Source organism: Stenotrophomonas hibiscicola ATCC 19867, assembly GCF_000382065.1.
In the GTDB taxonomy this organism is placed as follows: Bacteria; Pseudomonadota; Gammaproteobacteria; order Xanthomonadales; family Xanthomonadaceae; genus Stenotrophomonas; species Stenotrophomonas hibiscicola.
In genome coordinates this window covers 397,620-421,179 of the sequence record NZ_KB907499.1, presented here as the reverse complement: position 1 = coordinate 421,179, position 23,560 = coordinate 397,620, and the positions used below count along the sequence as shown (strand labels likewise).

The following is a 23,560-nucleotide window of genomic DNA, read 5'->3' as shown; positions in this document are numbered from 1 at the left end:
GTGTCAGGAAACCGTCAGGCGGGCCATTCCAGGCTGAACCGGCATCCCTGCTGCGAGGAGTGCACCGTCATCCTCCAGCCCAGGTGCTCGACGATGCGCTGCACGATGGACAGCCCCAGTCCCTCGCCATTGTGCGGGCTGCCGGGCACGAAGCGCTGGAACTGCTGTGGGTCGATACTTGAGGGCAGGCCGGGTCCGGTGTCGGCGACGGTGAGTGCGGTGTCGTGGAGGGTGATCCTCACTTCGCCCCTTTCGGTGTACTGGCAGGCGTTGCGCAGCAGGTTCCAGATCACGCTGTGCGCCAGATCTGCGTTGGTGTCCAGCACGGCGTCATGCCGGGCATCAAACGCAACGATCACCGGCTTGCCGGAAATCCACGGTTGGCAGCGCTCCATGCAGGATTCGATCAATGGGCGCAGGGCCACCTTGTTGCGCGGCACGGAGCCGGGGGTACGTGAGAGCAGCAGCAGGCAGGACAGCTGGCGCTGCATCTCCTGGGTAGTGCGCAGGATACGCTCCGCGCTGGGGACCAGGTGGCTGTCGGACGGAAGCTGGCAGGCAAGGGTTTCCGCAGCGCCGCCGATGATGGCCAAGGGCGTGCGCAGCTCATGGCTGGCATCGCCGCTGAAGCATTGCTCGCGATGCAGGAACCGTTCGAGCTCATCACTGTGCCGGGCGAAGGCACGGGCGAGTACACCGATCTCGTCGCGGGCGTCCTGACAGGGAAAGGGCTTCCGCCCGCTCTGCACGGCATCGGCCAACTGCGTGATGGGCGCGATGACGTGCGATGCCACCCTGCGACCGATCAGGAAGGCGCCGAGCACGCAGATCGAAATGACCACCGCGGCAAAGGCATTGATCAGGTGTTCCAGGTAGCCATAGGGTGCAGCGTCCTGCAGCAGGTAGTAGCGCTGGCCGCCACTGTCGAACACACGCAGGTGCCACTCGTCGGGTCCTGCTTCGCCGTGGTAGCCCAGGCCGTACTGGCGCAGCACCATCGGCACGCTATGGCTGTCGTACAGCTGGCTGCCCGGGGGCAGGGCGGTGCGCTCGCCACGGGCCAGTGCTGCCTGCAGCTTGTGCACGGCACTGTCCTGGGTCCGGGCGATGACCGCGGCCCTGACCTGGTCGTAGTCCACCTGTTCGGCCAGGACGATGAAGCCCATCGCGCCGGCCATCAGCAGCACGAACGAAATCGTGATGCGGGTACGCAGGGCCAGGCGGCGGTAGAGAGCGGCAGGGGTCACGCCGGCATGCGCCAGCCGACGCTGTGCACCGTGGCGATCAACGTGGTGTCGAAGCTGCGGTCCACCTGCAGGCGCAGCTCATGGATGTGGGTACGCAGCGCGCCGCTGTCCGGTGGCTCGTCGCCCCAGACCAGGTATTCCATCTCCTGCTTGCGCACCACGGCCGGGGCCGCGCGTACCAGGCACATCAGCAGTTTGTGCGACGTAGGCGTCAGCGCGATGCAGCGCCCCTGTCGCCAGGCCTGCGGCGAGCGCGTATCTACCTGCAAGTCCTTCCACGCCAGTACGCTGTCGACCTGACGGCCCTGGGCGCGTCGCACCAGGGCCTTGATCCGCGCATCCAGTTCCTTCAGCGAGAACGGTTTGACCAGGTAGTCATCGGCGCCGAGAGCGAGGCCCTGCACGCGGTCCTCGACCGGATCGCGCGCGGTCAGCATCAGGATCGGCACCGGGTTCTGGAATTCCCGGCGCAGCTTTCGGCACAGCGTCATGCCATCCAGGCGCGGGAGCATCAGGTCCAGCAGGATGGCGTCGTAGTCGTGCTGCGTGGCCCGGCGCAGGCCGCTGGCACCGTCGCGGGCGTCGTCCAGCACGTAGCCGATAGGCTCAAAGAAAGCGTACAGGTTGGCTACGAGCTCGGGGTTGTCTTCGATGATCAGCAGGCGGGTCATGGCGTGCGTCCTTGCGCGTGGCCGAACTGTGCCCGATCCCTGACTGATTGCCAATGCGCATGCTGAATGGATCGCGGCCTGGGTTCGGCCGCGTCAATCGACGTTCAATGGGCCGGGCTGCGTGAATCGCGAACTGAGTAGATCACCGAGAAGATCTTCCAGCCCTGCTCGGTCCGGATCAGCTGCCACATTTCCTTGCCCCAGTTGGTCTTCACCCCATCGTCGTGGAAGCTGTAGTCGAACGACACCGAGGCCACATCGCCATCCGTCTCGATCTTCGTGTTGGAGAATGTCTCTTCTTTCGGCTTCGGCGAGGCCACCGCCCCGTCGATCAGTGCGATGAAGTTGTTGGCGGGAATCCGTCGTGCCTTGATCGCATCGGGCTTGGCCCTGCGGATGTCCTGCAGGCGCACATCCTCGGAAACGTACTGCCAGCCGATGTCTTCCGGTTTATCAGAGAAGAACAGGCTCATGTAGGTCAGCTTGTCCTTGTTGATCAGCGAGGTACGGAAGGATTCGACCACCTGTTTGATCGCCTCGACGTCGGCAGGGGCGTCCTTTGCGGCGTAGGCCGGCAAGCACGCCGGGAGGAAGAGGGCGAGGGCAGCGAAGCGTGCTCGTGCGTTGGGCATCATGGGGTCCTGGGGAGGAATAGGGGGGGCGCTGGCGCATCACCGCGCGTAGGTTCGCCAGAAGAGCACGTGGTCTTCGGTCCTGTTGATGGCGACGAAGACTGATTTTCCGGATTCGGGCGCGCAGCGAAAGACGCGGTACGACGACTTGAGCGTCCAGTCGCCCGGCCACCAGTATCGATCGAACGCAACAGGATCGCTGCTACTGAATGTCGTTGCCTGGCAATCCGCAGGCAGCTGCAGTGATACCGCAGGGGGTTTGGTGAAGGCAAGCGCGCTGGTGTTCGAGTCGAGGTCATGTACCTCCCGCAGGTCGGTCGCCGCTTGCGGCACCCAGCCGGGAATCCATCCCTTGTTCACCATGTCGGAATCGAGCGCCTCGCGCAGCGTGTCGAACGAACTGTCCATCACCAGGCCGCAGGCGCACAGTACACTGCAGAGCGTCACGAAGATGGCGCGCCGGATCACTCCCGCAGGGCTGATCATCGTTGTCGTCCTCACCGGGGAGCATCCTGCCCCGCTCTTCTGGCGCCAGACGCTTGAGCCGCTCTCGCAGTTCCAGTCGCAGGGCCGGTCGCTGGATTTGGCATGGCGCCGCCCTTGGGCCCGTACCGCTTCACGAACAGACCGTGCTCCTGCGTGATCCTGTCCTTCCGGCGCTTGCCTGCCATCGACGGGTGTCCCTGCGTTCATCCTGAATCATCGGTCGGCGCACGCTAGCACGGTTGCCGGGCGCTGCAACAGGTCCGCTTGTCGTTGAGGTTTGACGTCGAAGAGAGTCTGCGCGGATGATGCGCGGGCGCGCGGCGCAGGAGGGGATCTGTCAATGAGGACACTGATGTGGGGGCTGGTCGGGCTGTTCGTGGCGTACGTGGCCGGTTGCTCGGCGATCTCGGCGTGGCATTCCCACGCGCTTGCCTCGGTCTCGGTCGGGGCGAGCAGGGCCGAGGTACTGCGGGCGCTGGGGCACCCTGACGTTGTGGAGCACGCCGGTGCTCCCTTTACCCGCTATGCCAGCCGTGGATGCAGTGGTCGCTGTGCGCAGCGATGGTGGTATGAGAACCGGCTGCGCCTGGATACCCAAGCCTGGTCGGTAGAGCTGGATGCTTCCGATCGCGTGCTCGCAACGTCGCGCTGGACATCACCGTAGAAGACCGCGACGAGCGCATGCGTATCCATCGACCTTTCATCTTCATCGCAAGCCTGGCCCTGATGGCGTGGTGCGGGCTGATGGGCGTACTGGTGGTCATCCATGGCTTCAACGAGCACGGCCTGCGCTGCGGCAGGCTGTGCTCACTGAAGACCTCCATCCGCCTGCTCTTTGGTGATCGGGGATTCGAAATACTGGTGGCGATGGGGCTATTTGCCACAGCGCTGATGTGCGGGTATATCGCGCTGTGGGAGGGCCTGCATGGCGGGCCGCGGAGTCGGGCGGGGCGCCGTGGGCGCAGACACCGCCGACCGGGGCGGCCCCGGTCGTAAGGTGTCTGCACCGAGGCAGATCGCCCCGCGTGGGACGTTGCAGGTCGCTTCAACGATGCAGGGCGTCGACGATCAAGCCGGTGGCGATCTCCACCAACAGGTACTCGTTGTCGGACTGGCGCACCCAGCGCCGGTCGCGGCCCGGCTCGCGCAGGTGATAGCGGGCGTAATCGTCTACCCAGTAGCGGCGGTCCACTTCGGCCCAGGGCAGGCGCTCGCCACGGCGCCAGGCCTTCTTCTGCCAACCCGGCGGCGGCGCATCGCGGTGGTGCGGGCCGCCTGCATGCGGCGGCGGGCCGTTGCCGCGGGCATGGTGCGGCGGATCGGCGAAGGCGGGCGCTACGGCGAGTGCTGCGGCTGAGCCCACGGCAATGGCAAGAAGACGTATGGATGTCATCGGGATGCCTCCGTCATGGCCGCGATATGCGGCGCTGTTAGCGCGAATATAGGGCAGGCCGTGTGAATGAATACGGATGTGGACAGGGCTTTCATGAACAGATCGGGTAGCGGCTGCTGCTGCGAAGACGACGTCAGCGGGCCGCACCAATGGCGACGGCCCCTGCAGCCCAACCGCCACCCAGTGACAGGAACACATCCATCTGACGGTCGACCCGCTCCGCGCGGGAGGCCGCCAGTGCGGACTCCGCATCTGCCAGCGCGGCCTGGGCCGAAAGCACGTCGAGAAAATCGATCCTGCCGAAGCGGTAGAGCTGCTGTGCCTGTCCGGCTGCGCGCGCCGCATCCCCGCGCGCCTGCGCCAGGCTGCGCTCGCGTTCAAGCTCCTGCGTGCAGGCAGAAAGCGCGGTCTCGGTCTGGCGCAGTGCCTGCAGCACGATGCCGTCAAAGGAAGCAAGAGCGGCATCCACATTGGCGCCGGCCGCCGCGATGCGGGCCTTGGCCACGCGGCGGTTGGGCCAGTGCCATGAGAGCAGCGGCCCGACGCTCGCCCCGAAACCGTCGGCCGAAAGCAGCTGCCCTCGCGTGCCTGCTGTGCCCAGGGATGCGCCCAGGGTGACCCGCGGATAAAGTTCCGCGGTCTCTACGCCGATCATCGCCGTGGCCGCGGCAAGGCTCCGCTCGGCGGCACGTATGTCAGGGCGCCGCTGGAGCAGCTGCCAGCCCTCACCGACCGGCAGCGCCTGCTCCAGCTCCGGGGGGCGCGGGCATGCTTCCGCCTCCCTCGGATAGTCTGCCGGCACCCTGCCCATCAATGCGGCCAGTTCGAACAGTGCGGCCTGACGTTCGGCCAGCAGGTGCGGTATCCCCGCCGCGCTGCGGTTGACGGCGGCACCGGCACGGCTGACATCGAAGTCCGTTCCTCGACCGCCTGCGGCGAGGCGGCGGGTTGCCTCCAGCGTGGCGTGCTGGATCGCCAGCACCTGCCGGGTTGCGGCGAGCGTGTGATTGCGGGTGCACACCTGGAGATAGGCACGCGTGACGGCAGCAGCGACGACCACGCGGACCTGGTCGCGTGCCGCAGCGACGGCCTCGGCGTCCGCGTTGGCGGCTTCGATGCCGCGGCGGATGCCGCCTGCAAGATCCAGTGGATAGGAGAGGTGAAGGCCCAGCGCATACGACTGCGGCGCGGCCGACGCTTGGGCGTAACCACCTGTATGGGTGAGCGTGCCCGATGCATCCACGTCGGCTTGCACGGCACCGCGCGCGCGGTACTCCAGCACGGTTGCGCTGGCGCGCCGAAGGTTGGCATCGGCGGCGCGCAGGTCGGTATTGGCCGCCAGTGCTTCGCGTACGTAGGCGTCAAGCCGGGGGTCGCCATACAGGTGCCACCATTGATCTGGTGGCGCGTCCTGGCTGAACGATGCCTCCTGGCCCGAGACGAACGCCCGCGCCACCTGGGGGGAGGCCGCGACCGCATTCGCAGGCAGGTGATAGTCGGGGCCGGATACGCAGGCCGTCATGGGCAGCAGCAGGGCAAGCAGCCCACCGCGTAGTGTTCGCACGCTCACTTGCAGGCTCCCGGTGCCGAGGGTGTGATGGTCACACTCGCAGTGCGACCCACGATCAGGCGGGTATCCGACGGCGCATCATCGATGCGGATGCGTACCGGGATGCGCTGCGCCAGCCTCACCCAGGTATAAGTTGGCGCCACGGCGGGCAGCAGGTTGTGTGTGCTTGAGCGCTGATCGTCGGCAATGCCGGCGGCGATGGTATCCACGTGTCCGCGGACGTCGTGGTTGTCGCCCATCAGCCGGGCCACGGCGGCATCGCCCTCGGTGATGCAGGCCAGTTTGGTTTCCTCGAAGTAGCCCTCGATACGCAGGCTGCCGGTGTCGATCAGCGCCAGTGCCTGCGCACCGGGTTGCAGGTAGTCGCCCGCGTGCAGGTCGAGGTTGGTGATGATGCCATCGGTGGTTGCGCGCACCTCGGTGCGTTGCACGTTGAGCTGGGCAACGCGCTGTTCGGCCCGTGCCTGCGCCAGCGCGGCCAGCTCGGTATCGACTTTGGCGGCATTGCGTTCGCGGGTTTCCGAAGCGACCAGGTTGCCAAGTGCGTTGTCCCGCGCCGATTCGCGGCGGGCCAGCGCCAGCGTGGCATGCGCGCTCCTGACCGCCGCGTCTGCCTTCTCCAGCGTGGCGGCGAAGCGTGGCTGATCGAGCACCAGCAGCAGCTGGCCGGCACTGACCCGCTGGTTGTCGTGCACCAGCACCTGGGTGACCAGCCCCCCCATGTCCGACGCAACGCGCACCACATCGGCGCGCACCCGCCCGTCCCGCGTCCAAGGGCGCATTTCGTAACGATTCCAGAGGGAGAGCGCGGCAGTCGCGGCAAGCGCACACACCGCCAGTGTTGCGCTCCAGCGGCCGATGACAGCAAGCAGGTGTTTCATTTCATTTCTCGAGCAGGGGCGAGAGCCGGACCATCAGCTCCGCCAGGATCACGAACAGGGACAGGCCCACCAGGGGCCGCGCGGCGAACAACCGGTACAGACCGAGGCTGGCGAGCAGGCGTGAAGTCAGTATCGACAGCGCCAAGGCGGCAGCGGCCACGGCGAGCAGGCCGGGGATCAGCACGCCATCAATGGAAAGATCAGAAGGCATGAGGTCAGTGCCGATGGGTAAGCGGGGAAACGAGCAGATCGCGGCGCAATCCACAGAGCAGGTGCGACAGATGCTCCTGCTCAGCCCCGCTGCTGGCCGCCGCTGTCTCGCGCATGCGGTCCAGCAGTTCCAGAAGATGGGTGTCGACACTGTGTGCCGCGTGGGCGCGGATCCTGAAATGTGCGGCGACGCGTTCGATCAGCGCCGCATGAAGCGCTTGCGTGCGCGGATCGTCCAGATGCGTATCCATTGCGCGGAGCTGGCTGGATGCACGTGCCGCACGAACATCCGCAAACAATGCCCGCAGGTCGTGTGCTGCGCTGGAACGGCCCTGCAACCTTGGAGCGAGCAGCCCGATTCGATCCAGCATGCGGCTGAGCCAGGCGCGGGTCACATCACCTCGTCCGGCGGCGTGTCGTGCGATGTCCCGACGGATCGAACGCTCCAACCGTGCGCGGTTGCGGCCCGCATCGGCGGTCTGGAACAGCTGCATGCTGCACAGTGCCATTGCCGTACCGACGAACAATGCAATGCTGTTGTTGAGTGCGCCGACGATGTTGACCGTATTGGTCGCACCCAGACCTGCGATGAGCGGAAAAGTCAGCACCACGCCCAGGGCGGCCATGATGAAGGGCGGCCTGGCCAGGAACGATCCGCACAGCAGCAGCACCGGCGCGAGCGCGGCAATCAGGCCGGTGATATCGGACAGCGTGGGGAAGATCAGCAGACCGTAGAGCAGGCCGACGGCAACACCGATCAACGACCCCACCAGATAGCGCATGACATGCGGCGCAGGTGCTTCGATTGTGCCGAACAGCACGCACGCCGTGCCGATGATGGACACCGCTGTGGCGCCCTCCGACCAGCCAGTAGCGATCCATAGAACGCAGCTCAGCAGGATGCCGGCGAACGCGCCCAGCGCGCTACGCAGGGCAAGCCGATGATCCCGGTGAAGTACCGCACCCTGCACATGTCGTGCAAGGCGGGCAGGTACATGCCGGCGCCAGTCGGGCCGGGCAGTGTGCAGCTCCGCTTGCAGTACGCGGCAATCGGCGTGGGCGAGGTCGAGCTCGGTCTGTTGCGCGGCGAGGCCGGCCTGCAGCAGATCGCGCCAGCCCGTTGCATCCATCGCGCCGGCCTGTGGTGAACGCAGCCGGTCGATGGAATCTTCCACCGCGCTGGACAGCATCAGGACGTCCAGCATCCGGTCGTGCAGGGCGCGCAGGATCTGCACCTGCGCCACGCCGTGGGCGCTGTCGTAGGGCAGGTGGATCGACAGCACATGCAGCTCGAGCAGGTCGGCGGCCACTTTCGAGCGGTCCGTCGCCAGTACCATGTCCGATGCACCGGCGCGCATGTCCCGTGTCCATCGTTCCGCATCATCCAGCACGGCAGCAACCCGTACGTGCACGCGCATCGAGACCCGGCGCGGCAGCACCAGCGCATGTACCAGCGTTGCGGCCAGGATGCCGATGGCGATTTCCTGCACCCGTGTGATGGCAATGGTGAACACGTCTCCCGGCACCATCACCGCAGGAAATCCAATCAGGCTGGTGGTATAGCCGGCCAGCAGGAACGCATAGGCACGTGGCGTGCGGTCGAGCATCGCCAGATACAGGCACAGCGCCATCCACGTGGCGAGTGCGGCACTCAGCACCAGGGGGGCATTGGCGAAACGTGGCACCAGCACGACGGTGGCGACGGCCCCGCCCACGGTACCGAGCAGGCGGAACAGGCCGCGGCTGAGCGTTGCCCCGGAAAGGGGCTGTGACACCAGATAGACCGTGCCGATCACCCAGAACGGGCGATTCAGGCCGACCCTTAGAGAGACATACAGCCCCAGCGACGCGGCGAGCAGACATTTGAGCGAGAACAGCAGCGCTTCCTGATCGGTCCTGAGGGCAGGGTTTTTCAACCGGGCAAATGCCTGGCGCATGTAGGGGCGGAACGGGGTGGGGGAGTGCATGCGGCTCATGCTAGTGATCGGCCGCACTGGCGAATTTCGCTACAATGACAGTCAATCGCTAAAACCGGTCAATGTGAGAATGGCTCGCATTTCGCTCCCCGGCTTTGACCTGGACCCGGACGAGACCGATCGCCCGGCGGTTGCCAGCCGCCTGCAGGTGGCCGAGCACGACGCGGAAATTCCCGTGCATGAGCATCGAAAGGGCCAGCTCATTCTTGCGCTGCATGGGGCGGTGACCTGCGAAGTGGCCAATGCGCTGTGGATCGTGCCGCCGCAGTGTGGCGTCTGGATTCCGGGTGGCATGCCGCACAGCAACCGCGCCACCGCCAACGCGCGCCTGTGCTACCTGTTCGTCGAGCCCGGCATCGTCGATCTGCCCATGCAATGCGTGACGCTGGCGATCTCCCCGATGCTGCGCGAGATGATCCTGCACCTGGCCGACGCGCCGCTGGACTACCCGCATGGCAGCCACACCGACCGGCTGGCGCGGGTGTTGCTGGACGAGCTGGTACAGATGCCGGCCGAGCACCTCTCGCTGCCGGTCAGCCATCACCCGAAGGTGCGTGCATTGGCTGCGGCATTGTCGGCTGATCCGGCAGACCGCAGCACCATCAGCCACTGGGCCATGCGCCTGGCCCTGGGCGAGCGCACGCTGACCCGGTTGATTGAGCGAGAAACGGGCTTGTCCTTCGGACGCTGGCGGCAGCAGCTGCACCTGCTCATCGCCATTCGTGAACTCGCCGCGGGCGCACCGGTACAACGCGTTTCCGAGACGCTGGGCTATGAGTCGGTGACGGCCTTCATCACGATGTTCAAGAAGGCGCTTGGCCTTTCCCCGGCGCGGTACTTTGCCGTGCGGCTGCGCGGGCAGTAGCGGGGAACAATGGGGGAAGCCGTTGCCCGGAACGGCTACTTCGCGGTGTCGGAGACCGATTGAATCGCGGTCACCACCGCAGCAGGGTCCTCGCGCTGGAGGGTGTGGCCGGTTGCCAGGTAGCGGTGCGAGCCACGCGTGAAGCCCGAGAAGAGCAGGGCGTGTGCGGCAGTTGTGCTGCTAGTGTTGTGAGCTATGAACACGGCCTCCCTGTAGAAGAAGTCATGGGAGCGGGGCGTAGGCCGCTGAATGGCCACGGATGCTTGAATCTGTGACCGGTTACGCGACTCCACACTTGAATATGCAAGCGTCCTCAACGATAAAGGCGGCATGTGGCAATGCCGCATTCCGGACCAGGGACGATCCGAAGCATGACGCGGGGAACACCTCCGCGTTCTCGTTCCCGCCGGCGCTGTGTTCGTCCAGGAAGGAGAACAGGGATGTTGGAACGACTGAAGACCATTTCGTGTGCCGTGCTGGCGATTGTTGCCGTTGGCTGCATTGCGCCGGCTGTTGTACAGGCGCAGGAAAGCAAGATCACCTGGCGTATTTCCCAGCCCGGCGGCGACGCGACCCAGTACAAAACCCAGCAGGCGGCGGTGGCCGCCATCAAGAACTTGCCGGCACCCAGCCCGTTCCCGCCGGATTTCCAGTTCGGCTGGCAGTACGTCGACAAGATCAAGTCCAAAGTCGTGGACTTGAACGGCAACACGTCGATCACCTACTGGATGGGTAAAACTCAGCCATCAGACCCCGAGTGGACCTACTACGGCGCAGGCGATAGTGGCTTCCTATCCGAAGCGGATGTGCTGGAAGCGCTCATTGCAGGCTTGCAAGACATCAATCCCCAGTGCCCCGGGGAAACCGCTGTGCCGGAAGGCGAATGGGTCGCGACTGCCCCCGAGATGGATGGGATTTCGGAGTTCAGGGAGTATCGCGTCACCGGAATGCTGGGCAGCAATACGGCGGAGTCTCCGTGCGTACCCTTCGACGCAGGAACGACAGGGCTCGCTCGCATGCGACGCTTGAACTGCCCCATTCCGTTCACGCAGTGGTCCAACAAGCACAACGCCTGCGTCAGTGAGGAATTCGTTGCGACCATCACCTCGAAGTCGCAGAAGTGCGACAAGGACGGCGGCAACGGTAGCTGCCCCATGTCCCGCAACGATACAGCGGCGAACATGAGTCCGATTCCCGACAAGGACCCGGCCTCCAACGGCGGTGCCTGCGACGGCAATGTCGGCAACCCATGTGATGTCAAAACGGGCGAGAAGTACGAGATCGCGCCGGACTTCGATCTGGGCTGGATCGCGCTGACGCGCTTCTATCACTCCGGCATCTCCACCTCATCCGGTGGCTTCGGTTATGGCTGGACCCATTCGCTGGGCGCCCACCTGGCACTGGATGGCGTTGACAGTGTGGGCATCATTGAAAGCACTGGTTTCCAGCGTGCATTCAAGAAGATCGGGCAAGCCTATGAGGCGGACGACGACAGTGGCGATCGTCTGGTCCAGAACGGCAACTGGACACTGTACTCGGCCGATTCCATCTCTACCTTCGGCGCGGACGGGCGTCTTGCCGCCAAGCGCTTCGCGGATGGCACGTCGCTGACCTACATCTATGACGACAGCGACCGCCTTGCAGCCGTCACCCACAGCAGTGGCCGCACGCTCGAGTTCGTTTACCAGTCCAACGACTATGAGGCGCTGATCAGTTCGGTGCTGGTCGAAGGCATTCCGCTCGCCACTTATACCTACACGCCGCAGAACCAGGTCGCCACGGTGACCTATGCGGGTGGCGGTGTGCGCACGTATCACTACGAGAACCAGGCTTTCCCCCAGCACCTGACGGGTATCACCGCCGAGGACGGTCGCCGCTACAGCACCTTTACCTACGATTCCATCGGCCGTGTGATCTCCAGTCAGCATGCCGGCGGTGCCGATGGTGTGACACTGGCCTACAGCCCCAACGGCGGTGCAGTCGTGACCGACGCGCTGGGGCGGCAGACCGACTACACCCTGACACCCGGAGGCGATAGCGCTCCGTCGCGCAAGGTGACCGGCCTGACGGATTCGCAGGGAACCGTCAGCCGAACCTACTACGACCAGAGTGTCGACTTCCGCCGGCGTCTGAATACCTACACCGATCGCCGCGGCATCCAGACCAAGCACACCTATGCGCAGGGCACCGATCCGGTGAGCGGTCGTGCCGTCAGCATCCATACCGTGACCGAAGCGGTCGGCTTTCCCGAGCAGCGTGTGGTGACCACGGCGCGCGACGTCGAAACCAATGCGGTACTGACCACCCGGATCGGTAGCCGCGAAACCCGCACGGCCTTCAATTCCCGACGCCAGCCGACGGCCAACACCGTGACCGACACCGCTTCCGGTCAGACGCGCATCACCAACTACACGTACTGCGAAGCCGCTGATGTGGCAGCGGCAGGCAGCTGCCCGGTGGAGGGGCTGCTGAAGAGTGTGGATGGCCCGCGCACGGATGTGGCCGATGCCGTTACCTATGCCTATTACTCGGCGGATGATGCAGGGTGCGCGACGGGAGGTGCCTGCACCTATCGCAAGGGCGACCTGCGCAGCGTGACCAATGCGCTGGGCCAGACGGTCGAGACTCTGGCCTACGACGCTTTCGGACGGCCGTTGTCGGTCAAGGATGCCAACGGCGTGGTCACCGACTACACCTACCATGCTCGCGGCTGGCCAACCTCGGTCACCGTACGTGGCGCGACCACTGCCGAGAATCGGGTCACCCAGATCAGCTACTGGCCGACCGGCCAGGTGCAACAGATCACCGAGCCCGACGGCAGCAGCGTTTCCTATGTCTACGATGCGGCGCTGCGCTTGACCGATATCGAGGACAACGCGGGCAACACGATTCACTACACGCTGGACAATGCCGGCAATCGCCTCAAGGAAGACACGCTCGATGCAGGCGGTACCCTGCGCCGTACCCTCGCACGGACGTTCAACACACTCGGCCAGCTGACCGCACTGAAGGACGCAGGCAACCACGCTACCGGCTTTGCCTACGATGCTAACGGCAACCCGCAGACCGTGACCGACGCCCTGCAGCGCGTGACCAGCCAGCAGTACGACCCGCTGAACCGCCTGGCCCAGACCTTGCAGGACGTGGGTGGCGTGGCCGCCGAGATCCGCAGCCAGTACAACGCGCTGGACCAGGTCACCCAGGTCACTGACCCGAAGGGCCTGCATACCACCTACGCCTACAACGGATTCGGTGACCTGACCGGGCAGGTCAGCCCGGACAGTGGCGCCAGCAGCTTCACCGTGGACGCCGCCGGCAACCGCAAGACGGCCACCGATGCACGCGGCATCACTGCCACCTATCACTACGATGCACTCAACCGCCTGATCGGCATCGCCTACCCGGACCCCAATCTGGACGTGGGCTACAGCTATGACGTGGCGCCGGCCGCCTGTGCCGCCGACGAGCGCTTTGCCAAGGGCCGCCTGGGGCAGGTGCTGCACGCCAATGGCAGCACCCAGTACTGCCATGACCGCTTCGGCCAGGTCACCCGCAAGGTGCAGACCGTCAATGGTGTGGCCAGCACCCTGCGCTATGCCTACAGCAAGACGGGTCGCTTGACCGCGTTGACCTACCCCGACGGCAGCGTGGCCGACTACGTGCGCGATACCCAGGGCCGCATCAGCCAGATCGGCCTGACCCGCCCCGGCCAGGCGCGCCAGATCGTGGTGAACAACGTGACCTATGCGGCCTTCGGCCCGGCGACCGGCTGGACCTATGGCAATGGCCGCCAGCTGCAGCGTCCGCTGGACCTGGACTATCGCCCGCAAGCGGTGCATGACCCGGCTGCAGGCGGCCTGTCGCTGGGCTATGGCTATGATCCGGTCGGCTCGATCACTGAGCTGAAGAATGGCGCAGGCTCGACGGTGCTGGCCAAGTACGCCTACGACACGCTGGGCCGACTGACCCAGACCCAGGACGGCGCGACCGGCACGCCGATTGAAACCTATGCCTATGACGCCACCGGCAATCGCACTGCGCTGACCACCTCAGCAGGCACCGCCAGCTACACCTATCCCGCAACCAGCCACCGGCTGACCGCCGTGGATGGCGAGGCGCGCAACCATGACGCGGTGGGCAACACCACCAGCATCGGCGGCAAGACGTTCACCTACAACGATGCCAACCGCATGAACGCCGTGAAGCAGGGCGATGCCGTGCTGGAAAGTTATGCCTACAACCACCGCGGCGAGCGCGTGCTGCGCACCCCAGCCGGTGGTGCGGCTCAGATCACCCTGTACGACGAGGCCGGGCAGTGGCTCGGTAACTACTCGGCCACGGGCCAGGCGCAGCAGCAGGCCATCTGGCTGGACAACTATCCGGTGGCGCTGATCAACACGCCGGCTACCGGCGTGCCGGAGCTGGCCTACGTGCAGCCGGATCATCTGGGCACGCCGCGCGTGGTGATCGACCCGGTGCGGAATGTCTCGATATGGGAGTGGAGCAACAAGAGCGAGGTGTTCGGCAACCAGATTCCGAGTCTTGATCCGGATGGCGATGGTGTGGCGTTCGAGTTGGCGCTGCGCTTCGCCGGGCAGCAGGCGACGGATGCGAGTGGGCTGTTCTACAACTATCGGAGGGAATACGACCCGGCAGTGGGGCGGTATACCCAGAGCGATCCGATTGGGTTGATGGGTGGACTGAACTCGTTCGCGTATGGAAGCGGAGATCCCACTGGCCGTGTCGATTCGCTAGGCTTGGCCGATAAAAAATACATACCTCAGGCCGTACCTGTTTCACCGGAGTTGCAGGCGGTCGGAAATCGGCTCCAGAGGCTGGCAAACCAAGCAGCGTCCACCATCGACGCCACCTGTGGATGGCGTTGCTCACTGCCTTGGATACGCGGAACGCTCATCCATAGTGAGTTCAAGCGCCTGGTGGATACCACATGCCCGACGTCTCAGTATGCGACTGAGGTGAGCTACGCTGGCCGTAGGGTTGTTAGGTATGGGTACCCGGGGTCCTCACGGGCGGACGCTGTGTACGGCCCAGTTGATGCACCTCAAGCCATCTTCGATCTGAAGACTGGTTGGGCTTACATCTCCTGGGATCAGTACAATAAGTACGTCAAGAATCTCCCCGAGGGAACTCTCGTGGTGGAACTTAAGCCTGAAGGCCGTTGATAAGATGAACAAGCGATACATTTGCAGCCTTCTGCGGAAAAGGTCCGGCCTGATCGGCGGGTCAAGCGGATATTTTTTCCGAAGTGACTATGACTATGTGGCACAAGGAATTGTTCTGGAGTTCGTCCCAAGGGGGCTCTATGTATGGAATTTTGTATTTCCATTGTTTGACTCCTTTGGGCCGCATCTTTCCTACAGCAGCCGAATCGCGGATCGGCCGTTTATCGGAAGGGATCAAATGGCAGACGATGATGTGGTTGAGAGCATTCTTTCATCGATCGAGCTGCGAAACGTTATTGAAGCGAAGTCTTCAATGACCTTGATGGAATTTGCATCATTTCTCGAGACGCGGGGCTTGAGAGGTGCTCACGCTCATATCAATCATGCAACTGCATTGGCGCTATTGGGGAAGACGGATCTAGCGCTGAAGTTGCTGAAGGAACTAGTCCCGGCGTTGGATGATCATGATCTGAAACTTTGCGATTCTCTAATAGTGGCCCTGAATCTTGGAGTTGAGGCGGTCAAATCGATGCTGGACGTGGTGAAGGAGAAGAATGTTAAGAAGCTGGGCGGCGCCTGATCCAAAGGTTAATCGTCCAGTGTTTCCCGGGTAGCCATCAGCCGCCAAGTGCCTGCTGCGTCTCGAACTTTATCGGGGCGGCTCGTCGCTGGAGCGGTGGCGCTGTCTTGGGTTCTAGAACATCTCGATGTGCAGGGCGACGTTTGCGCGTGTCTCGTCGTGATTGCTTTAGATCCTCTGCTTTGTATGTTCCCGCTACTGTCGCTGGAAGAAGTTCTCCATCGATGCGTTGTCATGGCTGTTTCCTATCCGGCTCATGCTGCACAGGATGTCTGCTCGCGCAGAACGCTCTGCCAGTTTTACTGGGTGAAGAGCGAATTGAGTTCGCCAGGGTTGACGATAACGAGCCGGGACTTGCTGATCTTCTTGATCGTTGGAAAGCGGTCGGCTATCCGCTGTCCGGCCTGAAGTGTTTCCGTATCGAGACCCGCTCGACCGGAAGCGTCATTCTCATCTACGCCAAGACATGGCGGATCGAGCATCTGCTGATGGCGGGCGCGGTGCTCTGAAGGACATCCCGTGCCCAGATTCCTCACCCCCGACGAGGTCTCCCTCATCCACAGGCTGCTGCCTGGGGCGACCGAGCTGTCCGAACGGTTGTTGAAGGATCTGGCGCTCGCCCAGGTGGAGGACGTGGAGGTCGTCGGATTCGGAGGCGTGGTGTTCCTGTCCAGCACGACCCAGGTCTTCGGAAGCGACATTGCCACTGCAATGCTTGCCGATGCCGACGGCGTGCCGGTGAGAGTCACCCTGTGCCTGGACAATCACGATCAGCTCTTCGAGCTGGAGCTGTGCAAAGTGGACTTCTCACCGATCATCGGGGTCGATCTGAGGAGCGCTTTCAGCGAGCACTGACACCTGCTGAAAGCGGTCCTCGCCGAAGGGCGTGGCGCATCGCGTTCACCCTTCGGGCTGCAACCGCCCCACCGCCTGCGCGCACAACGACTGGCAGGCCATGACCAATCCCTCCATCACCCGGTCGCCCACGTACTCTTCCGGTTCGCCGTTCTGCCGCGTGCGTTCCGCCGCCAGCAGCATTTCCAGCACCACCCGCAACCCGCTCAACGCACAATCGGCATCGGCCAGAGCCAGGCAGCGCCCGGGCAGCTGGTGCCGCTCCGGCCAGGGTTGTCCGTCGGCCGCCGCACCAGAGCCGATGCGGTTGAGGTTGGCAATGAAGGTGTTCCTGTCCACAGCCGGCGCAGCCTGTGGCGAACCGTCGCCGCGGGCGGTGCTGCGGTAGGCATGCAGATGCGGGAAGTCCGATTCGTTCATGGCAAGGCTCCGTGCAGGGCAATCGGTAGCCGCCACCCGAAAGGTGGCGGGCGGTACGTGGTTCGAATCCGGGTTGGCTTCAAGCCGGCGGGCGCGAACGCCCCCAACGCACCGCCCGCCATAGCCGGCAGACGGATTGCCAGCCGGCGCCACGCATGGTGACGCCGGCTGGCAAGCGCACTTACTCAAAGCCAACACGGGATTCGAAGCCCGGCCACCCTTTTCCGGTGGCACGCCATCTGAGCCCGTGGCGCTGTGCAATGCCAATCAGAAGAGTTGCAAAGATCACTCGATTGGAGACGCTTTCGGCATTCTCCCACGCTGTTAAGCACTGCCAGCACAGGCTGGCGCGGTGATCCGCCCGCACCGTGCAATCTGCGACAGGTGTCGAGGTTGGAAGGAGGAAGGGGGCGGGTGGGGAGGGGCGATGGCGACAGGGATAACAGGACCGGTAGCGCCGGGCCACGCCCGGCGAGCCGACGGCGCATGAACATGGAGGATTCCGCCGGGCATGGCCCGGCGCTACCGATTCCGTTGTTCCTTGACGTTCCCAGCCACCAAGCGCAGGCTTGTTCAGCACGTTTCCTAAACAGAAGGAGACTTATGACCGCGACCGCTTCGCTGCACCCAACCCCCGACACTCAGGGCCGTTCCCGCCTTTGGAGTGTGTTCTGGCTGCAGGGCGTCATTCCCAGCAATATTCTGTGGGCGGTGGCCCTCTGGGCCCTGGCCAACCAGCGCACCCCGCTGCTGCTGGGGGTATTTGCCGTGCTGCTGCTCTATACCGGCTGGATCATCCCGGCGGTGTGGCGGGCGGCGCCCACCGCGCACAACCCCAACCTGGGCGTGGCGGCGCGCGGGCTGACCGTGGCCTGGGGGCTGAACACTGTGCTGGTGATCTTCTTTCTGACCCTGCAGCTGGTGGCTCAATAGAACTGAACAGGCTCGCCGCCCCGGTCGAAGGCGGCGAAGCGGCCGATCTGACCGTCGTGGATGGCGTTGACCATCAGCTTCAGCGGGCGCGCGGCTTCGTCGCTGTTGGGTGCGAAACCACCTCTGCCATCCAGTGCCGCCACGAACACCAGGTCCCAGTCGATGCCGGTGGTGGTCGACTCGGCCGCCAGCGCCTGGAAGCTGGGCACCTCGTCCGGCAGCTTGTCCACGCACAGCACCGGCGACAGGGTGCCGCCCTCGCGGCGGTCATGCCGGTCGCGCTGGTCACCGGTGGGCGATTCGGGCAGCTCGGCGCGCACGAATACGAACAGCAAGCGTTGCGGTTCAGCCTGCTGGCCGGCGGCATGCAGCAGTTGCTGGAAATCGTTCATCATCATGAGGGTTGTCACACGCCCGCTGCACGGAAAGCCGCATGCTGCCATAACGCCTGCCGCGCGGGGCCGAAGACGATTGATTTAAGTCATGCCCATGGAACTGAAGGCCGCGTACTCTGGCAATCGTTCCAGCAGGCGAGGGTATCCGGGCCGTTCCGGGCACAGGCAAGACGGTGGAGCAACAAGGTGGACCAGCCATGAGCCAACTCACCGACGGTTTCGGACGCAGCTTTCCGTACCTGCGCCTGTCGTTGACCGAAGCCTGCAACTTCCGTTGCAGCTACTGCCTGCCCAACGGTTACCAGGCCGATGGCCGCCCGCGCTTCCTGCAGGTGGATGAAATCGCGCGTCTGGTGCGTGCGTTTGCCGCGCTGGGCATGAGCAAGATCCGCCTGACGGGTGGCGAGCCCAGCCTGCGCAAGGACCTGGATGAGATCATCGCCACCGTGGCGGCGGTGCCGGGCATCCGCAAGGTGGCCATCACCACCAACGGCACGCTGCTGCCGCGGCGCCTGCCGGGGTGGCACCGGGCCGGCCTGACCGCGCTGAACGTGAGCATGGACAGCCTGCAGCGCGAACGCTTCAGGACCATCACCGGGCATGACCGCCTGCCGGAGATCGAACAGGGCCTGGCCTTGGCGCAGGCGCTGGGCCTGCCGGCGATCAAGCTCAACGCGGTGCTGCTGCGTGGCCTGAACGACGACGAGCTGCCGCAGTGGATGGACTACCTGCGCGATCGTCCCTTCAGCGTGCGCTTCATCGAACTGATGCGCACCGGCGACAACGAAGCCTATTTCCAGCGCCACCACCTGCGCGCCGACGTGGTGATCGAGCAGCTGCTGGCGGCTGGCTGGCACGAACGGCCGCGCGCCGCCGATGCCGGTCCGGCGCGCGAGTTCGGCCACCCTGACCATCGCGGCAGCATCGGCATCATCGCCCCGTATTCGCGCGACTTCTGCAAGGGCTGCAACCGCCTGCGGGTGACCGCCAAGGGCGACCTGCGGCTGTGCCTGTTCGGCGAGTTCGGCGTGCCGCTGCGCCCGCTGCTGCAGAGCGACGACGACCATGACGCGCTGCTGGCACGCATCACCACACAGCTTGGCCTGAAAGCGGCCGGGCATGGACTGCACCAGGGCCAGACCGGGCTGACCCCGCACCTGGCCTCCATCGGAGGATGAGCAACACGATGAGTGGGGAATTGAATGCGGCCTTCCATATGGCCGATGTCCGCGACAAGCGCATCACCCGCCGACGTGCGGTGGCGGTGGGCGAGCTGCATGCCGGTCCAGTGGCCTATCCGCTGATCGTCGAGCGCCGCCTGCCCAAGGGCGATGCGCTGGTGATGGCCGAGATTGCCGGCCTGCAGGGCGCCAAGATGGCCTCGATGCTGATGCCGCTGTGCCATCCGCTGCCGCTGGAACTGGTGCAGGTGTTCTGCACGCCGGTACCGGAACGGCAGGCGATCCGCGTGTGGTGCGAGTGCGCCAGCGAGGCGCGCACCGGCGTGGAGATGGAGGCACTGGCCGGCGTCAACGCGGCGCTGCTTACCCTGTACGACCTGAGCAAGCCGGTGGAACCGGCCCTGCGCATCGAAGGCATCCGCCTGCTGTTCAAGGAAGGCGGCAAGCGCGGTGTCTGGCTGCACCCCGACGGCATGGACGATGCCGAGCGCACGCGTTTCAAGCCGCGTGCGCCGAAGGGCCTGGAGGGCGCGGCCTGCGCGGTGATCACGCTGAGCGATCGCGCCAGCGACGGTACCTATGAGGATATCTCTGGCCCGACCCTGGTGACCGGCCTGAAAAAGCTGGGCGGCGAGGTGGTGGCCGCTGAGGTGTTGCCCGATGGCATCGAGCCATTGGCGGGCCGCCTGCAGGCCTTGGCCGCCGAGGGCGTGCGCCTGTGCCTGTGTACCGGTGGTACCGGGCTGGGCCCGCGTGACCTGACCCCGGAGGCGCTGCGTTCCCTGAACGCGCGGCCGGTACATGGCCTGGCGCAGATGGTGCGGGCACTGAGTGCACAGCACACGCCGATGGCCTGGCTGAGCCGCGCCGAGGTGGTGCAGCTGGGCAACATGCTGGTGTTCGCGCTGCCCGGCAGCCCGAAGGCGGCGGCGCAGTGCCTGGACATCCTGGCGCCGGTACTGGGCCACGCCCTGGCGATGGTCGAGGGGGATGGCCACGCATGATCCCCTACAGCGAAGCCCTGCAGCACTTGCTGGACGCGGCCACGCCGCTGCCGGCCGAGCATCTGCCGCTGCATGAGGCCGCGGGCCGCACGGTGGCCCGTGACATCCACAGCGGGCAGTCGTTGCCGCCGTTCGACAATTCGGCGATGGACGGCTTCGCGCTGCGCGCCAACGGCGCGACGTTCGAAGCTGGTACCGAGTTCGCTGTGCAGGGCTGGCAGGCAGCAGGCGATGCCGGCGCCGAAGGCGGCGAGGGTGCCTGGGAAATCATGACCGGTGCGCGCATGCCGGTCGGGCTGGATACGGTGGTGCCGGTCGAGAATGTGGAGATCCTCGCCAGCGAGGATGGTCGCCCGACCCGCATTGCCCTGAAGGGCACGGTAAAGCCGGGCCAGAATGTGCGCCTGCGTGGTGAGGATGTGAGCGACGGCGAGCGCGTGCTGCAGGCCGGGCAGGTGCTGGACATCAACGCGCGCGCCTTGCTGCATGCGATCGGCGTGGGCGAGGTGGCGGTGGTGGCGCGGCCAAAGGCGGCGGTGATTGCTACCGGCAAGGAGCTGGTGACCGAGGCGGCGCAGCCGCTGGCATCCGGGCAGATTCGTGACAGCAACCGGCCGTATCTGGTCGGCCGACTGCAGGCCGCCGGTGCCGAGGTGGTCTGGCAGGGCACGGTGGGCGATGAGGTGGCGGCGTTCAACGCGGTCCTGGATGAAGCGCTGGAAGCGGGTGCGCAGCTGTTGATCAGCACAGGCGCGGTGTCGGCCGGCCGCTACGATTTCATTCCCGACGCGCTTCGCGGCCGGGGTGCGCGCATCGTGTTCCACAAGGTGGCAATCCGCCCGGGCAAGCCGTTGCTGTTTGCAGTGCTGCCCAACGGCGCGCTGTATTTCGGCCTGCCGGGCAATCCGGTCTCCGCTGCCGTGGGCCAGCGCTTCTTCATCGAGCCAGTGCTGCGCCGCCTGCTGGGGCTGGCACCGGAGCCGGTGCTGACGTTGCCGCTGCAGGCCGACGTGCGCACGCCGCCGGGCCTGCGCTTCCACGCGCGGGCGCGGGTGGAAGTGGATGCGCAGGGTCGCCTGAGTGCGCGCGTGCTGGCCGGGCAGGAGTCGTTCCGTTTGATGTCCATGCTGCAGGCCAACGCCTGGGTGGTGCTGGAGGCTGAGGTTGACCTGGCCAGCGCCGGCACCTACGTGCGCGTGCAGGGCTGGGGTCACCACGAACCGGTGCAGCTGGTGAGCCAGGAGTCATGATGAAACAGGTGAATCTGCAGTTGTTCGGTGCATTTTCCGATCTGGATGCCAGCCGCGAGATTGCCGTGGATGTGGCCGGTGGCACCGTGGCCGATCTGCGCCAGGCGCTGCGCGAGCTGCTGCCGCTGCGTTGGCCGGGATTCCGTGCCGGCCTGCTGGATTATTCGGCGTTCGCCGACCAGCAACGCGTGCTGCGCGACCACGAGGCGCTGCCCGAGGATGGCCGTGTGGCGATCCTGCCCCCGGTGAGCGGGGGCTGAGCGATGAGCGAGAAGATCATCGCGAAGGTGGTGGACCGCGCGCAGGCGGCGATCGATCCGGCCGAAGGCATCGCGGCGGTATCCGATCCGGGCTTCGGTGGCATCGATGTGTTCATCGGCAAGGTGCGCGACGTCAACATCGGCCGGCCGGTGACCGGGATCACCTACGACCTGTTCGAGCCGCTGGTGTTGAACGAGTTCAAGCGGTTGGCCGCCGAGGTCGAGGCGACGTTTGGCCCGAAGCTGATACTGTATGTGGCCCATGCCAAGGGCCGGTTGGGCATTGGTGATGTGGCGGTGGTGGTGGCCGCCGGCAGCCCGCACCGGGACGAGGCGTTCCGCGCCTGCCGGCAGTTGATCGAGGTGGTCAAGCACCAGTGCCCGATCTGGAAGCAGGAGCATTACGAGGACGGCGACAGCGCGTGGAGCGAGGGTTGCAGCCTGTGTCACGTGGACAGCGAACCCGGACATGCCGATGACCATGCGCATGATCATCAACATTGATGCCGACGCAGCCACGCATGGCGTGGCTCTACTGCGATGAGCATCAACGGCATCGTACTGGCCGGTGGCCTGTCCAGCCGGATGGGTCGCGACAAGGCACTGCTGCCGTGGCAGGGCCGCACGCTGCTGGAACACATGCGTGGCCTGTTGATGCAGGCTGGCGCCGAACGGGTATGGGTAAGCGGTGACTATCCGACCTTCGGTGGCATCCCCGATCAGGTTGCGCGCTGCGGCCCACTGGGAGGGTTGCACAGCGTGATGCAGCAGATGCCCGACAGCCCGGCCTGGGTGGTAGCGGTGGATACGCCGTTGCTGGCGCCACGGCTGCTGCAACGGCTGGCTGCCGAGGGGCGGGGCGCGTGCACGATCTTTGACGGGCATCCCTTTCCCATGCTGTTGAATGTGGACAATGCCACTCGTAGCGTGCTGGCCGCGATGCTGGATGATGCGGAAGGGCCGCGCTCTGTACAGGCGTTCCAGCGTCGCCTGCAGATGCACGTGCTGGCGCTTGAAAGCGTTGACGAAGCCTGCCTGGTCAACTGCAATACCCCCGAACAATGGGAGGATGTTGCGTCATGAAAGTGCAGTTGCAGGACCAATCGGTACGGCTTCGCCTGGATGAGGCCGAACTGGCGCGCCTGCTGGCCGGTGAATCGGTCGAGAACATGACCCGCTTCGGCGGTATCGAGGGCTGGGGCATGGCGGTGTCGCTGCATGGCGGCGATCAACCGGTACTGCTCGATGGTGGCACCTTCTGCCGCCTGGTACTGCCGCGCTCGGCAGTTGAGGCCTTGGCGGCACGGCTGCCGTGCCGGGATGGCCTGCCATTCGACATTGCCCTGGAAGATGGCAGCCAGCTTCAGCTGCAGTTCGATGTAGACGTGCGCGATAGCGTGCGCCAGCGCGGAGTCACGCGCCGCAATACCGCTTCATCGATTTGACATTTGTCAGGGGCAGGGTGGAAACCGGCTCCTGATTGATCCAGATCAACCCCGTCGTAGTTGCTGCACGGCCTAATGGCTGCATGACGACGGGTCACAACTTGAAAGCAATACCCACGTCAT

General features: G+C 65.1%; 25 protein-coding genes and 2 pseudogenes. 14 read left to right on the top strand and 13 right to left on the bottom strand.

The window, feature by feature from the left end:
- Positions 1-14: 14 nt before the first annotated feature.
- From G370_RS0106790 to G370_RS0106775, 4 genes are all read right to left on the bottom strand, one after another.
- The gene (locus G370_RS0106790; RefSeq protein WP_019659911.1) at positions 15-1,247 is read right to left on the bottom strand and encodes a HAMP domain-containing sensor histidine kinase; all 1,233 of its coding nucleotides are present in this window, start codon (positions 1,245-1,247) and stop codon (positions 15-17) included.
- On the bottom strand, positions 1,244-1,918 hold the full coding sequence (locus G370_RS0106785; RefSeq protein WP_019659910.1) for a response regulator transcription factor: 675 nt from the start codon (positions 1,916-1,918) through the stop codon (positions 1,244-1,246). The genes G370_RS0106790 and G370_RS0106785 overlap by 4 nt, the downstream gene beginning before the upstream one ends.
- 104 nt (positions 1,919-2,022) lie before the next feature.
- Positions 2,023-2,553, bottom strand: coding sequence for a hypothetical protein (locus G370_RS0106780; protein ID WP_019659909.1), 531 nt, complete (start codon positions 2,551-2,553; stop codon positions 2,023-2,025).
- A gap of 36 nt (positions 2,554-2,589) precedes the next feature.
- Positions 2,590-3,036: a YbbD-related protein gene (locus G370_RS0106775; protein ID WP_019659908.1), complete on the bottom strand. Its 447-nt coding sequence runs from the start codon at positions 3,034-3,036 to the stop codon at positions 2,590-2,592.
- A gap of 340 nt (positions 3,037-3,376) precedes the next feature.
- On the opposite strand from G370_RS0106775, the gene G370_RS0106770 reads away from it, so the two are divergent.
- Positions 3,377-3,700 carry a hypothetical protein gene (locus G370_RS0106770; protein ID WP_026347011.1) on the top strand — a complete coding sequence of 108 codons (324 nt, stop codon included), beginning with the start codon at positions 3,377-3,379 and terminating at the stop codon, positions 3,698-3,700.
- A 17-nt stretch (positions 3,701-3,717) separates the two neighbouring features.
- Positions 3,718-4,032: a hypothetical protein gene (locus G370_RS0106765; protein ID WP_019659906.1), complete on the top strand. Its 315-nt coding sequence runs from the start codon at positions 3,718-3,720 to the stop codon at positions 4,030-4,032.
- Positions 4,033-4,081: 49 nt separating this feature from the next.
- On the opposite strand, the gene G370_RS0106760 is transcribed toward G370_RS0106765, so the two are convergent.
- The 5 genes from G370_RS0106760 to G370_RS0106740 form a co-directional block, all read right to left on the bottom strand.
- Complete coding sequence (locus G370_RS0106760) at positions 4,082-4,429, bottom strand: RcnB family protein (protein WP_019659905.1); 348 nt, start codon at positions 4,427-4,429, stop codon at positions 4,082-4,084.
- A gap of 133 nt (positions 4,430-4,562) precedes the next feature.
- Positions 4,563-5,999 (bottom strand): efflux transporter outer membrane subunit, encoded by a 1,437-nt coding sequence (locus G370_RS0106755; protein ID WP_010485272.1) that lies wholly within the window; start codon positions 5,997-5,999, stop codon positions 4,563-4,565.
- The gene (locus G370_RS0106750) at positions 5,996-6,880 is read right to left on the bottom strand and encodes an HlyD family secretion protein (RefSeq protein WP_026347010.1); all 885 of its coding nucleotides are present in this window, start codon (positions 6,878-6,880) and stop codon (positions 5,996-5,998) included. The genes G370_RS0106755 and G370_RS0106750 overlap by 4 nt, the downstream gene beginning before the upstream one ends.
- Position 6,881: 1 nt before the next feature.
- Positions 6,882-7,091: a DUF1656 domain-containing protein gene (locus tag G370_RS0106745; RefSeq protein WP_019659903.1), complete on the bottom strand. Its 210-nt coding sequence runs from the start codon at positions 7,089-7,091 to the stop codon at positions 6,882-6,884.
- A gap of 4 nt (positions 7,092-7,095) precedes the next feature.
- Positions 7,096-9,027, bottom strand: coding sequence for an FUSC family protein (locus G370_RS0106740; protein WP_080112508.1), 1,932 nt, complete (start codon positions 9,025-9,027; stop codon positions 7,096-7,098).
- Between the two features lie 109 nt (positions 9,028-9,136).
- Between G370_RS0106740 and G370_RS0106735 the strand changes: the two genes are divergently transcribed.
- Complete coding sequence (locus G370_RS0106735) at positions 9,137-9,931, top strand: helix-turn-helix domain-containing protein (protein WP_019659901.1); 795 nt, start codon at positions 9,137-9,139, stop codon at positions 9,929-9,931.
- A 35-nt stretch (positions 9,932-9,966) separates the two neighbouring features.
- Here the strand turns inward: G370_RS0106735 and G370_RS1000000121890 are convergent.
- Positions 9,967-10,101 (bottom strand): annotated as a pseudogene (locus G370_RS1000000121890) (alpha/beta fold hydrolase); the annotation flags it as partial.
- A 270-nt stretch (positions 10,102-10,371) separates the two neighbouring features.
- On the opposite strand from G370_RS1000000121890, the gene G370_RS0106725 reads away from it, so the two are divergent.
- Positions 10,372-15,114 carry an RHS repeat-associated core domain-containing protein gene (locus G370_RS0106725; RefSeq protein WP_019659899.1) on the top strand — a complete coding sequence of 1,581 codons (4,743 nt, stop codon included), beginning with the start codon at positions 10,372-10,374 and terminating at the stop codon, positions 15,112-15,114.
- 4 nt (positions 15,115-15,118) lie between these two features.
- The gene (locus tag G370_RS1000000121885) at positions 15,119-15,694 is read left to right on the top strand and encodes a hypothetical protein (RefSeq protein ID WP_224328223.1); all 576 of its coding nucleotides are present in this window, start codon (positions 15,119-15,121) and stop codon (positions 15,692-15,694) included.
- A 37-nt stretch (positions 15,695-15,731) separates the two neighbouring features.
- Here the strand turns inward: G370_RS1000000121885 and G370_RS1000000121880 are convergent.
- Positions 15,732-15,993, bottom strand: a pseudogene (locus G370_RS1000000121880) (IS3 family transposase); the annotation flags it as partial.
- A 220-nt stretch (positions 15,994-16,213) separates the two neighbouring features.
- On the opposite strand from G370_RS1000000121880, the gene G370_RS0106710 reads away from it, so the two are divergent.
- Complete coding sequence (locus G370_RS0106710) at positions 16,214-16,549, top strand: DUF6984 family protein (RefSeq protein WP_019659896.1); 336 nt, start codon at positions 16,214-16,216, stop codon at positions 16,547-16,549.
- 45 nt (positions 16,550-16,594) lie between these two features.
- On the opposite strand, the gene G370_RS0106705 is transcribed toward G370_RS0106710, so the two are convergent.
- Positions 16,595-16,969 (bottom strand): hypothetical protein, encoded by a 375-nt coding sequence (locus tag G370_RS0106705; protein WP_019659895.1) that lies wholly within the window; start codon positions 16,967-16,969, stop codon positions 16,595-16,597.
- Positions 16,970-17,572: 603 nt separating this feature from the next.
- On the opposite strand from G370_RS0106705, the gene G370_RS0106700 reads away from it, so the two are divergent.
- The gene (locus G370_RS0106700; protein WP_019659894.1) at positions 17,573-17,902 is read left to right on the top strand and encodes a hypothetical protein; all 330 of its coding nucleotides are present in this window, start codon (positions 17,573-17,575) and stop codon (positions 17,900-17,902) included.
- Here G370_RS0106700 and G370_RS0106695 read toward each other — a convergent pair.
- Positions 17,896-18,300 (bottom strand): hypothetical protein, encoded by a 405-nt coding sequence (locus G370_RS0106695; RefSeq protein WP_019337817.1) that lies wholly within the window; start codon positions 18,298-18,300, stop codon positions 17,896-17,898. The genes G370_RS0106700 and G370_RS0106695 overlap by 7 nt on opposite strands.
- Positions 18,301-18,494: 194 nt before the next feature.
- Here G370_RS0106695 and moaA point away from each other — a divergent pair, with 194 nt between their 5' ends.
- From moaA to G370_RS0106660, 7 genes are read left to right on the top strand one after another with little or no spacing between them, the layout of a single operon-like run.
- Positions 18,495-19,475 (top strand): GTP 3',8-cyclase MoaA, encoded by a 981-nt coding sequence (gene moaA, locus G370_RS0106690; protein WP_010485296.1) that lies wholly within the window; start codon positions 18,495-18,497, stop codon positions 19,473-19,475.
- Positions 19,476-19,483: 8 nt separating this feature from the next.
- Positions 19,484-20,482, top strand: coding sequence for a bifunctional molybdenum cofactor biosynthesis protein MoaC/MoaB (gene moaCB / locus G370_RS0106685; RefSeq protein WP_019659893.1), 999 nt, complete (start codon positions 19,484-19,486; stop codon positions 20,480-20,482).
- Complete coding sequence (locus G370_RS0106680; RefSeq protein ID WP_019659892.1) at positions 20,479-21,732, top strand: molybdopterin molybdotransferase MoeA; 1,254 nt, start codon at positions 20,479-20,481, stop codon at positions 21,730-21,732. The genes moaCB and G370_RS0106680 overlap by 4 nt, the downstream gene beginning before the upstream one ends.
- The gene (locus tag G370_RS0106675; RefSeq protein ID WP_019659891.1) at positions 21,732-21,992 is read left to right on the top strand and encodes a MoaD/ThiS family protein; all 261 of its coding nucleotides are present in this window, start codon (positions 21,732-21,734) and stop codon (positions 21,990-21,992) included. Before G370_RS0106680 ends, G370_RS0106675 begins: the two co-directional genes overlap by 1 nt.
- A gap of 3 nt (positions 21,993-21,995) precedes the next feature.
- Positions 21,996-22,496, top strand: a complete 501-nt coding sequence (locus G370_RS0106670) for a molybdenum cofactor biosynthesis protein MoaE (protein WP_019659890.1) — start codon at positions 21,996-21,998, stop codon at positions 22,494-22,496.
- A gap of 36 nt (positions 22,497-22,532) precedes the next feature.
- The gene (gene mobA / locus G370_RS0106665; RefSeq protein WP_019659889.1) at positions 22,533-23,075 is read left to right on the top strand and encodes a molybdenum cofactor guanylyltransferase; all 543 of its coding nucleotides are present in this window, start codon (positions 22,533-22,535) and stop codon (positions 23,073-23,075) included.
- Positions 23,072-23,437, top strand: coding sequence for a DUF7009 family protein (locus G370_RS0106660; RefSeq protein ID WP_010485308.1), 366 nt, complete (start codon positions 23,072-23,074; stop codon positions 23,435-23,437). Before mobA ends, G370_RS0106660 begins: the two co-directional genes overlap by 4 nt.
- The last annotated feature ends 123 nt before the right edge of the window (positions 23,438-23,560 follow it).